The sequence below is a fragment of the Aurantibacter sp. genome, from assembly GCF_039941195.1.
GTDB lineage: Bacteria > Bacteroidota > Bacteroidia > Flavobacteriales > Flavobacteriaceae > Aurantibacter_A.
On sequence record NZ_JBDVFA010000072.1, the window covers coordinates 1 to 11,045 of the forward strand.

The following is an 11,045-nucleotide window of genomic DNA, read 5'->3' on the forward strand; positions in this document are numbered from 1 at the left end:
TAGGGGAGCTTGTATTCGAAATAAGATGTAGGTATTGCGCTAAACGCGTATAACTTGCTTTAATGGATGCGTTGTTATTTATAATATAGGAAGCAGATATTCGAGGTTCAAAATTATTAAAAGTTGCTAAACTACTTTTTCTACCAGGATTTTCGGTAGCAATGGGAGTGGCCTCGCTATAAACAAGGGTTTGTGTGTCGAATACTATTGGGTCATTGTTCTCATATATATTAATCTCATCTTGACCTAGACGAACGAAATTGCTAAAGCGTAATCCATATTCTAAACTTAAATTTTCTGTAATGTCATGTTCAATATCTATATAAGCGGCGAACTCATTTGCATATTTTTCAATAAGTTGCTCTTCAACAATACCAGAATCATCATTGCTAGGTTCAATTTTTCCTGGGTTAAATTGATAGTATATATTATTTATTCCATAGTTTATTTGAAGCTTGTCGCTTAAGTAATGTTTTAGGTCGTATTTTATATTAAAATTTTGAATACCTGAATTCCAATTAAACCCAACAAAGTCTAATTTTAAACCGTAATAATAATCAGAATATATTAAAGATAAATTTGAAAATAATTTGTCTGAAAAAAGGTGATTCCATCTAAAATTACCTACCGCATTTCCATAGGTGTTTACAAAACTTTCGGAAATACTAAAGACGTCTCTACCAAAATAACCTGAAAGAAAAATACTGTTTTTATCATTTATATTATAGCTTAGTTTAGTGTTTAAATCATAGAAATAAGCAGAATTGTCAACATCGAAAAGCGGAAGAAATAGATGAGCATACGAACCTCTGCCTCCAATTAAAAAAGCTGCCTTGTCTTTTATAATTGGACCTTCAATTAGTAATCTGCTAGCTACAGCACCAATACCGCCATTAACTTTAAGCTGTTTACTATTCCCTTCTTTCTGAAAAATGTCTAATACTGAAGATACTCTTCCTCCATATCGCGCAGGAATTCCTCCTTTATATAGTTTAATATCCTTAATAGCGTCAGGATTAAAAACAGAAAAGAATCCGAATAAATGTGAAGAATTAAAAATTGTGGCCTCATCTAAAAGTATTAAATTTTGATCAGCAGAACCACCCCTAACATTAAAACCTGAAGAACCTTCTCCAGCATTTGTTACGCCTGGCAACAGTAGTATTGCCTTAATTACATCAGCTTCGCCGAGAATTACGGGAATTTTTTTTATTGTTTCAACTTTTAAGGAATTAACGCTCATCTGCGGTTTACGGATGTCTAATTTTTCAACATTTTCTGTTACTATAACTTCAGTCAAAGCCTCAGCTGTTTCAATCATTTTGAAGTTTAGCTTCTTATTCTCCGTTAAACTTACCTTCTCAGTAATTTCCTTAAAACCGAGATAGCTTATGTTAATTGTATATTGACCTTCGGGTAGTGTTATAGAGTAGAAACCATATTCATTAGTTGTAACTCCAGTTGCTAACTCTGGTACCACAATTGTTACGCCAATAAGTGTTTCATTGCTTGATGCTTCTGAAATAGTTCCACTTAGTGTAAATTTTTGCTGGCCATATGAAAGTATGGAGCATAGGAATGCTATGAGGGAACTGAATAAGGTTAATCTATTCATTTAGGTAGCAATTTTATATAAAACTAGTGATTAATAATTTCGATTGAATAAAATGGTGCTAATTAAAAACAAAAAAAGACCTTCATTGAAAAAATGAAGGTCTTAAATTTAATAGGGTTATTTAATTAAATACTACCCAAAATAGCATTAAAGGTTTCACTAGGTCGCATTGCAGTTGAGCGCAAACTCTCAGATGGTTTATAATAACCATCAATGTTTTGTTCTTTGCCTTGCGCATCAATTAATTCTGCAACTATTTTATCTTCATTAGTCTTTAATTCTTCAGAAACTTTGGTGAAAGTTTGCTTTAAATCTTCATCATCATTTTGATTGGCAATAGCCTCAGCCCAATACATTGATAAATAGAAATGGCTTCCTCTTGTATCAAGTTCATTTACCTTTCTTGAGGGTGACTTATCATTAAGTAAAAACTTTTCAGTTCCTGCATCTAAAGCCTCACCTAAAATTCGTGCTCTTTGATTATCAAATTTTTCTCCATAAAAATCTAAGGCTACACCAAGAGCTAAAAATTCACCAAGAGAATCCCATCGTAAATGTCCTTCTTCTAAAAATTGCTGCACGTGTTTTGGAGCAGATCCTCCAGCGCCTGTTTCAAAAAGTCCACCGCCATTCATTAACGGAACAATTGATAACATTTTTGCACTAGTACCTACCTCTAGAATTGGAAAGAGATCAGTAAGGTAATCTCTTAAAACATTTCCAGATACTGAAATCGTATCTTTTCCCTCTTTTATCCTTGCTAGCGTAAAATATGTAGCGTCAATAGGTGATAGAATACGAATATCAAGTCCACTTGTATCGTGTTCTGGTAAATAAGTATTCACTTTTTTGATTAATTCAGCATCATGAGCACGGTTTTCATCCAACCAAAAAACAGCTGGTGTATTTGATGCTCTTGCTCTTGAGACTGCTAATTTTACCCAGTCTGCAATAGGAGCATCTTTTACTTGACACATTCTCCAAATATCACCTTTCTCAACATCATGAGAAAGTAATACTTTACCTGAATTTTTATCAATAACATTTACAGTTCCTTCTGTAGAAATTTCAAATGTTTTATCATGTGAACCATATTCTTCAGCTTTTTGTGCCATTAATCCAACATTTGGAACCGTGCCCATGGTAGTTGGGTCAAAAGCACCATGTTCTTTACAGAATTCAATGGTAGCGGTATAAATACCAGCATAGCTACTATCAGGAATAACTGCTTTTGTGTCTTGGGCTTTTCCTGCTGCATTCCACATTTGTCCAGAATTTCTAATCATCGCTGGCATTGAAGCGTCAATAATTATATCGCTTGGAACATGTAAATTGGTAATTCCTTTGTCTGAATTAACCATTGCTAAATCCGGGCCATTTTCAATGGCTGTGGCAATGTCAGATTTTATCTCGTTCTTTTTCTCAGACGGAAGGCTCTCAAGTTTACTTAAAAGCGTTTCTAATCCATTGTTAGGATTAATCCCTAGAGATTCAAAAGTACCACTATGTTTTTCAAAGACATCCGCAAAATAAACCTTAACAGCATGTCCAAAGATAATAGGGTCTGACACCTTCATCATGGTTGCTTTCATATGTAAGGAGAACAAAACACCTTTGTTTGCTGCATCCTTAACTTGTTCTTGTAAAAAGGCTATTAAAGCATTTTTACTTAACACCGTAGCATCAATAATTTCGCCGTCTAGTAATTTAAGACTGTCTTTTAATACTTGCTTGCTACCGTCTTTTGCATCTAGAACTATTTCTAACTCTGTGGCAGACGGAATGGTTATGGATTTTTCATTGGCTTGGAAATCTCCAGCGCCCATAGTTGCAACATGGGTTTTGGAGTCAGCACTCCATGGCCCCATAGAATGCGGATTCTTTTTAGCATAGTTTTTAACTGCTTTAGGAGCTCGGCGGTCAGAATTACCTTCACGTAATACTGGGTTTACAGCACTACCTTTAATTTTGTCGTACCTATTCTTGATTTCTTTTTCATCATCATTTTTAGGTTCATCAGGGTAATTCGGAAGTGCGTACCCTTTTTGCTGTAATTCCTCAATTGCCTCTTTTAATTGGGGTATAGATGCACTAATATTAGGTAATTTTATTATTGTGGCATCTGCTGTTTTAGCAGCAGCTCCTAATACAGCTAAATCATCTGTAAGCTTTTGATCTTCTTTCAGAAAATCATTAAAAGTTGCAATTATTCTACCAGCTAAGGAAATATCTTTAGTTTCTACTTCTATTCCTGAAGTTTTAGTAAAAGCCTTTACTATTGGTAGAAAAGATTGTGTCGCCAAAGCGGGTGCTTCGTCGGTCTGAGTGTATAAAATTTTTGGCATCCGAAAATGTAGTTTTGTTTAAAGCGGAGCAAATATACGATTTTAAATGCGTGGAAAACACTAGTGGACAGCAATATCAAACACTTTTCTATTAAAATGTAAGATTAATAATTGCTTGCTTGTATTTGTATCATTATTATATGGAATTGTAATAAAAATATAAAACCCAAAACATTGTAATAATACATTGTTTTGGGTTTTTTTGAGATAGTTGATAAACATTCTACTTCGTATTCATACGATAGGCAACCAATGATTGCATTTATCAAGCTATGTCAACGTTTAAAATACAAAAGTTCTTAATTATTGAACCAAGCAACTATAGTGTATTTCTCCTTGTCATCTTTATACCTTAATTTTTTATTTCCAAACAAGTTTGAATATAATTCATTAGTGTATTCATATCGATATTCAAAAAGCCACAGCTTTAAGAATCCATACTCATTTCATCATTAAAAAATACGAATATCTCTTAAGTATTGAAATTAGAAAACAATATAAAGAACGTGAACTTTATAGTGATTTATTTACTCACCATCGACAGGTTTGTTTTTTAATCACCTTTAAATGTAATAAATATCTTTCATTTCACCAAGATATTTAACAAATTAATAATCAACATGTTATGAACTGTACTAATTAACAATTGTTGAAAACTGAAAAATCCCATTACACAATTGTGTAATGGGATTTTTATTATAGTTCCGGTATTGCTATTAAGACCGTACTTCTTTAATTCTTGCTTTTTTACCAGTAAGACCTCTGAAGTAGAAAATACGAGCTCTACGTACTTTACCTTTTTTGTTAACTTCTACTTTTTGTAATGCAGGCATATTTACAGGGAAAATACGCTCAACCCCAACAGTACCAGACATTTTGCGAATAGTGAAGGTTTCTGTAGCACCTGAGCCACGTCTTTGTATTACAGTACCTTTAAAGAACTGTGTACGTTTTTTATCACCTTCCTTAATTTCGTAATAAACTGTGATAGTATCACCAGCTGAAAATTCTGCAAATTCCTTTTTTGGAACAAACTCGTCTTCTACAAATTTTATTAATGAATCCATTGCTTTAATTTAGGATTATATCTTAGCCAACATTCACGTATTTCGTCAGAGGTTGGTTAATGAGGATGCAAAAATACTTCTAAATTTAGAATCTGCAAGAAATTTTTATGGAATTTTCTGTAAATGAGCAATTACTTACTTTAATTATTTTAGTAAATCTGGTCTAAGTTCTTCTGTTCTTCTTTGGGCTTGCTCTTCACGCCATTGCTCTATTTTTGGAAAATTGCCGCTCAATAGTACTTCGGGAACGGACATTCCTTTGTATTCAGCAGGGCGGGTGTAAACTGGCGGAGCTAATAAATCGTCTTGAAATGTATCGGTTAATGCTGATGTTTCATTGCTTAAAACCCCAGGAATTAGCCTAATAACTGCATCTGCTAAAATAGCAGCTCCTAATTCACCACCAGATAATACATAATCACCTACTGAAATCTCTTTTGTAATGAATGCTTGTCGGACACGATGGTCTACACCTTTATAGTGTCCACATAGAATTATTATGTTTTCTAATAAGGATATGCTATTCGCCATTTTTTGATTTAAAGTCGCACCATCGGGAGTCATATAAATTATTTCATCGTAATCTCGTTCTGACTTTAAGGCTGTAATGCACTTGTCTATTGGCTCTATCATTAATACCATACCAGCTCCTCCACCAAATTGATAATCATCAACCTGATTGTAGCTTTTATCTGTAAAATCTCGCAAGTTGTGAAAATAAACCTCTACCAAACCTTTGTCAATTGACCTTTTTAAAATTGAGGCTTCAAACGGACTCTTGAGTAATTCTGGTAATACTGTAATTATATCAATGCGCATTTGTCTAATTAATTGTATTTATTCATCTCGTATTCTAAAGACTTCTTTACTGTTGGCCATTCTATATTTAGCATAGAGAAGACTACAGTGTCTCTCAACACTCCATTTGCATCCATTCTATGGCTTCTTAAAACACCATCTTGTTTGGCGCCAATTCTTAAGATTGCGTTTCTCGATTTATAATTAAACCAGTTTGTTCTAAATTCTACCGCATTACAGTTTAATTTTTCAAAGGCATGTTGTAATAAAAGATATTTGCAAGTTGTGTTTATCCCTGTGCGTTGTGAACTTTGGGCGTACCAAGTGGATCCAATTTCTAATCTTTTATTTTGCGAATCAACATTCAAATAACGGGTTGTACCGAGAACTATGTTGGTTTTGATATCTACAACCACAAATGGCAGTCCTATTTTGTTTGCTCTTTGCGATTCTGCTATATCAAAAAATGCATCGATATCTTTTTCAGAAGGTACCCAGGTGTACCACAGATCCCATAATTTACCATCACTGGCCGCAGTTAAAAGCGCTTCTTTGTGAGATGATTTTAATGGAACAAGTTTTACATTTCCATGTGATAATTCTACTTCTTCAAGCCATGTACTCATCTAAAATCAATTTAAAAGGGCATTTTTATTTAGCTGACCAAAAATAGTGAAAATACCCGGAGTCTTTTTCCCACCCTAATTTCTCGTAAAGTTTTTGAGCCGGGTTGTCAAAAGCTGTTTCTAACGCTAAACCTTTATAATTATTAGCTATACAAACCATTTTTGCTTCGTTTAAGAGTGCCTCGCCGATTCCATTTTTTCGATTAGCTTCATCAACATACAAATCATTAAGAATAAGAGTAGGTTGTAAAGAAACGGAAGAATATGTTGTATATAATTGCGTAAAGCCTACTACCTTATTGGAAAAGGTTGCCATTAGAATAATAGACTGGTTATTAGATATTAGGTCATAAAGAAATTGCGTAGCCGCATCTAAATTAGACTCTTGATTGTAAAATACTCGGTAAGCATTAAATAGTGGAGCTACCGACTTTAAATCTTTAATAGTTGCTATAGAAACTGTAACCATATGTCATAAAAAAAGCTCCGTTAAGAGCTTTTAAATTATTTTGTTTTCTTGTATTTATTTATCTCGTCTTGCAGTTGCCTGCTTACTTTTTGCTCTCGTTCTAAGGCTCTACGACGGTGATCTTCATACTCCGTTTCTAACTCTGATAAATTAGTTTTAGCTTCTTGAGTAAGAATATTGCTATTTCTAAATTTATACATAAAGAATAGCATAAGCCCAAGTAAACCAGCAATAATTGACCATAATATGGTGTTATACGTGATTTTGGAAACACCAATGCCTAAAAATGACATAGAATCTTTTTCTTCGGTAACTGTCGAAAGGTTTGTTGTTGTTTCCTCTAATTTCTTATTTAAAGATTCAATTGTAGACTCGTGCCCAGAAATTGTAGCTTGTAAAGCGGCTGCATTAGTATATTGTGCTTTTAAACTGTCGATAACATTGCTTCTCAATTTATCCAAGGAAATTATACGTACAACTTCGTAACGTTTTCCATCAGCTCTATAATTTCCTGATTTTTTGTAGACGTACTCAAATTGACTATCGATGGTTCCTTTATCCAAAGACAATTCTGGTTCTTCAGTTTCCTGCGCAAATTGTAGGTTAAACGCGAATAGTGCTATTATTAAAGTAAAAATTTTATCACCTTTCATTTCGAAAATAAATCTTAAATATTAATTATGTTGATTTAGAGAACGACTAAAGTAATTGAATAATATCAATTAAGAAAAAAAATTGATAATTAGCTTAGTATAAACTCTTTAAACTTTACGATATACACTATATTAATAGTAGGTATATCTTCTAACTTTTGCTATATATTTAGCCAGTCTTATCACTTGATGGGAATATCCATATTCATTATCATACCATATATATAGTATTATGTTGGTTCCATTTTTGGTTACAATCGTAGCTTTGCTATCATAGATTGATGGTGCCGAAGTTCCTACAATGTCCGTCGATACCATTTCTTTGCTTAACGAGTATTTAATTTGTTCCACAAGGTCACCTTCAAGTGCATATTTTTTTAAAATGGTATTAATGCTGGACAAAGACGTTTTGTTCTTTATTTCTAGATTTAATATTGCTAATGAGCCATTTGGCACCGGTACTCGAATAGCGTTAGATGTTAATTTGCCAGCCAACGTTGGCAATGCCTTAGCTACGGCTGCACCAGCACCAGTTTCGGTGATAACCATGTTAAGGGCGGCAGCTCTACCTCTTCTATATTTGCCATGCATATTATCAACAAGGTTTTGATCATTGGTATAGGCATGAATGGTTTCGAGATGTCCTTTGATAATTCCTAGCGAATCATCTACAACTTTAAGAATAGGAGTGATTGCATTTGTTGTGCATGAGGCAGCAGAATAAATATGTGTTTTGTCAGGGTCAAATTCCGCGTGATTTACCCCGTGTACGATATTTGGTATTTCTTTACCTGGTGCAGTGAGTAATACTTTATCAGCTCCTTTAGATTTTAAATGTCTTTCTAGTTCTGTTTTGGTTCTAAAAGCTCCAGTATTATCTATTACAAGCGCTTTATTTATTCCGAATTTGGTATAATCTATTTCTTCAGGTGCATTAGCATTTATTATATGTACTGTTGTTCCATTAATTATTAAAGCTTTTGCTTTTAAATCAATATCAACAGTGCCTAAAAATTGCCCATGTACTGAATCGGTTCGGAGTAATGCCGCTCTTTTTTCTAGTATCTCTGCATCAAGAGTACCTCGGACAACAATTGCTCTTAATCGCAACTGATTGCCTTTGCCCGTTTTTGCCATTAATTCACGTGCCAAAAGCCTGCCTATTCTTCCAAAACCATAAAGAACAACATCTTTAGGTTCTATGTTTTTTGTTTTATTAGCATCTTCTAATTTGCTAATAACAAAGGCAGTAGCGTTAGCATAATTGTTTTCATCTGAATGATATTCATAGGTAAGTTTACCTATGTCTAGTTTGGATGGGGGTAGCTTTATATCATTTATAGCTCTTAATAACTCTACGGAATCAAAAATGGAGATTGGTTTTTGGACAAATTCTCCGGCGTATTCATGAAGATTAATTATGTCGCTTACATTTTTATCTATGACTTGATTTTTGAAAATGACTATTTCTATTGCCTTGTCATACCAAAGATCACTAGTAATCTTAATAAATTCTGTGGTTGCCTTTCGCCGATCGGCTTGAAATGCTAATTCTTTTTCGTAAGATTTTACAGAAGCCATGTTATTTAATTTGAAATGAAGTTTAAATACAAAAATAAATATTTCAGAGGGGAGGCTAAAACCTATCGTAATAAAAAAGGCGCTCTATAAAAGAACGCCTTATCTTACTTCTTATTTAATAGATTATTGAAATATTAATCTTTCTCGTTCGCCATCTTTACCTAATAATGTGATGCTAGTTCTTCCATATTTAGAAATACCTCCGAACAAATCTCTAGCTTCTTGAATATCATCAATTTCTTCATCATCAACAGCAATCATTACTTTGTCTTCAAGCCCGTAACCACGATAGGTTTCTGGTACTCCCGTAATTAATACCCCTTTTTCAGTTTTGTATTTTTTCTTAGTTTTTTCGTTTAGATTCTTTACTTCTAAATTCATTACTGGTAAAATAGTAGTTTGTCGCTTAATTATTTTCACTGGAACTGAAACTATTTCCCCATCACGTTCATAAGTAATTTCAACTTCATCACCCGGTCTTTTAGTAGATAAGTAACCGGTTAAATCAGGGTATTTAGTTACTTTAATATTGTCAATTTGCTTGATAATATCGCCTGCTAATAATCCAGCTTCAGCAGCACCTGTTTCTTCTTCAACTCCATCTATATATACTCCTTCGATATTGTTGATGCCTTTCTTTTTCGCATAAGGTGTGTTGATAGGCACTGATTTTATTCCAATAATTCCCTTTTGAACATTGCCATATTCCATAATGTCTTCGACTACTTTCTTAGCTATATTACTCGGAACCGCGAATGAGTAACCAACATAAGAGCCTGTTTGCGAACTTATTGCCGTATTAATCCCTACTAAATCACCATTTGTGTTAACAAGTGCACCACCACTGTTGCCTGGGTTTACCGCGGCATCAGTTTGAATAAAAGATTGATTGTTTAACATCTGATCTAAATTTCTCGCTTTTGCACTAACAATTCCTGCAGTTACCGTAGAGGTAAGATTAAATGGATTGCCAACTGCTAAAACCCATTCGCCAATTTTAGTATTATCCGAATCACCAAAGGCTAAATAAGGCAATTTACTATCTGAATCAATTTTTATTAATGCAATATCTGAGTTTGGATCTGCTCCAATTAATTCAGCATCGTAGGTCTTATTATTATTTAAAGTGACCTCTAATTTACTAGCATTTTTAATAACGTGATTGTTGGTAACGATATAACCATCGGGTGTGATAATTACTCCAGACCCTGTTCCAACTTGTGCTCTTTGTGATCCACCAGAACCGTAGAAGAAATCTCGTAGACTGCTAGGGCCTTTGCTAACCGTTACATTTTTAACATGCACCACTGCGTGCACTGTAGTCTCAGCTGCTGTAGTAAAGTCAACTTCATTTATGCCAGACCCTTTTGCAGAGGTCGGTGTTAAACTCGTGTTGAATGTGCTAAAACCATCATTTTCGCTAACCACGGAAATGTTCGGTTGTTCAAAAAATATTTTATATGCTCCCAATGTTATGGCTCCTGCACATAGCGATACCAATAACAAGCTTCCAATTTTTTTCATAGTATTTGTAATAATTTCATTTGGTACCCACAAATTTACCCATTTTAACTATTCGGCAAATTTGCTTTAACTACTTTTTAACTGCTAAAAAAACCTTAATAAAGTTACATATCTTTGTCGTCCAATTTTATTACATGCAATTTCAGTTTTATAAATACCAGGGTACTGGCAACGATTTTATCATGTTAGATAATAGGTCTAACGAATTCCCAAAAGATGATTACCAATTGGTAGCCCGTTTTTGCGATAGAAAATTTGGCGTAGGAGCCGATGGATTAATACTTCTAGAAAATGATGCTGATACCGATTTTAAAATGGTGTATTACAATGCTGATGGTAATGAGGGTAGTATGTGTGGTAATGGTGG

At 33.9% G+C, this 11,045-nt stretch carries 9 protein-coding genes and 1 pseudogene; 1 reads left to right on the top strand and 9 read right to left on the bottom strand.

Going from position 1 to position 11,045, the window contains the following annotated elements; all coding sequences use genetic code 11:
- From ABJF52_RS12535 to ABJF52_RS12575, 9 genes are all read right to left on the bottom strand, one after another.
- On the bottom strand, positions 1-1,615 hold a 1,615-nt coding region (locus ABJF52_RS12535; protein ID WP_348150685.1), incomplete at its 3' end, for a TonB-dependent receptor.
- A 125-nt stretch (positions 1,616-1,740) separates the two neighbouring features.
- Positions 1,741-3,960 (bottom strand): NADP-dependent isocitrate dehydrogenase, encoded by a 2,220-nt coding sequence (locus tag ABJF52_RS12540; RefSeq protein ID WP_348150687.1) that lies wholly within the window; start codon positions 3,958-3,960, stop codon positions 1,741-1,743.
- Between the two features lie 716 nt (positions 3,961-4,676).
- On the bottom strand, positions 4,677-5,027 hold the full coding sequence (rplS, locus tag ABJF52_RS12545; protein WP_153754990.1) for a 50S ribosomal protein L19: 351 nt from the start codon (positions 5,025-5,027) through the stop codon (positions 4,677-4,679).
- A 144-nt stretch (positions 5,028-5,171) separates the two neighbouring features.
- Positions 5,172-5,846: a tRNA (guanosine(37)-N1)-methyltransferase TrmD gene (trmD, locus tag ABJF52_RS12550; RefSeq protein WP_348150690.1), complete on the bottom strand. Its 675-nt coding sequence runs from the start codon at positions 5,844-5,846 to the stop codon at positions 5,172-5,174.
- Between the two features lie 8 nt (positions 5,847-5,854).
- Complete coding sequence (locus ABJF52_RS12555) at positions 5,855-6,451, bottom strand: GNAT family protein (protein ID WP_348150691.1); 597 nt, start codon at positions 6,449-6,451, stop codon at positions 5,855-5,857.
- A 25-nt stretch (positions 6,452-6,476) separates the two neighbouring features.
- Positions 6,477-6,920, bottom strand: a complete 444-nt coding sequence (locus tag ABJF52_RS12560) for a GNAT family N-acetyltransferase (RefSeq protein WP_348150693.1) — start codon at positions 6,918-6,920, stop codon at positions 6,477-6,479.
- A 35-nt stretch (positions 6,921-6,955) separates the two neighbouring features.
- Positions 6,956-7,573: a tRNA (guanine-N1)-methyltransferase gene (locus ABJF52_RS12565; protein WP_348150695.1), complete on the bottom strand. Its 618-nt coding sequence runs from the start codon at positions 7,571-7,573 to the stop codon at positions 6,956-6,958.
- A 132-nt stretch (positions 7,574-7,705) separates the two neighbouring features.
- Positions 7,706-9,154 (bottom strand): glyceraldehyde-3-phosphate dehydrogenase, encoded by a 1,449-nt coding sequence (locus ABJF52_RS12570; RefSeq protein ID WP_348150698.1) that lies wholly within the window; start codon positions 9,152-9,154, stop codon positions 7,706-7,708.
- 123 nt (positions 9,155-9,277) lie between these two features.
- Positions 9,278-10,678, bottom strand: a complete 1,401-nt coding sequence (locus tag ABJF52_RS12575; RefSeq protein WP_348150699.1) for a trypsin-like peptidase domain-containing protein — start codon at positions 10,676-10,678, stop codon at positions 9,278-9,280.
- A 134-nt stretch (positions 10,679-10,812) separates the two neighbouring features.
- Here ABJF52_RS12575 and ABJF52_RS12580 point away from each other — a divergent pair.
- Positions 10,813-11,045: pseudogene (locus ABJF52_RS12580) on the top strand (diaminopimelate epimerase); the annotation flags it as partial.

Excerpts from the sequence above, each read along its gene's own strand:
- ABJF52_RS12540 (WP_348150687.1), bottom strand. The coding sequence starts at position 3,960 with ATGCCAAAAATTTTATACACTCAGACCGACGAAGCACCCGCTTTGGCG.
- rplS (WP_153754990.1), bottom strand. The coding sequence starts at position 5,027 with ATGGATTCATTAATAAAATTTGTAGAAGACGAGTTTGTTCCAAAAAAG.
- trmD (WP_348150690.1), bottom strand. The coding sequence starts at position 5,846 with ATGCGCATTGATATAATTACAGTATTACCAGAATTACTCAAGAGTCCG.
- ABJF52_RS12555 (WP_348150691.1), bottom strand. The coding sequence starts at position 6,451 with ATGAGTACATGGCTTGAAGAAGTAGAATTATCACATGGAAATGTAAAA.
- ABJF52_RS12560 (WP_348150693.1), bottom strand. The coding sequence starts at position 6,920 with ATGGTTACAGTTTCTATAGCAACTATTAAAGATTTAAAGTCGGTAGCT.
- ABJF52_RS12565 (WP_348150695.1), bottom strand. The coding sequence starts at position 7,573 with ATGAAAGGTGATAAAATTTTTACTTTAATAATAGCACTATTCGCGTTT.
- ABJF52_RS12570 (WP_348150698.1), bottom strand. The coding sequence starts at position 9,154 with ATGGCTTCTGTAAAATCTTACGAAAAAGAATTAGCATTTCAAGCCGAT.
- ABJF52_RS12575 (WP_348150699.1), bottom strand. The coding sequence starts at position 10,678 with ATGAAAAAAATTGGAAGCTTGTTATTGGTATCGCTATGTGCAGGAGCC.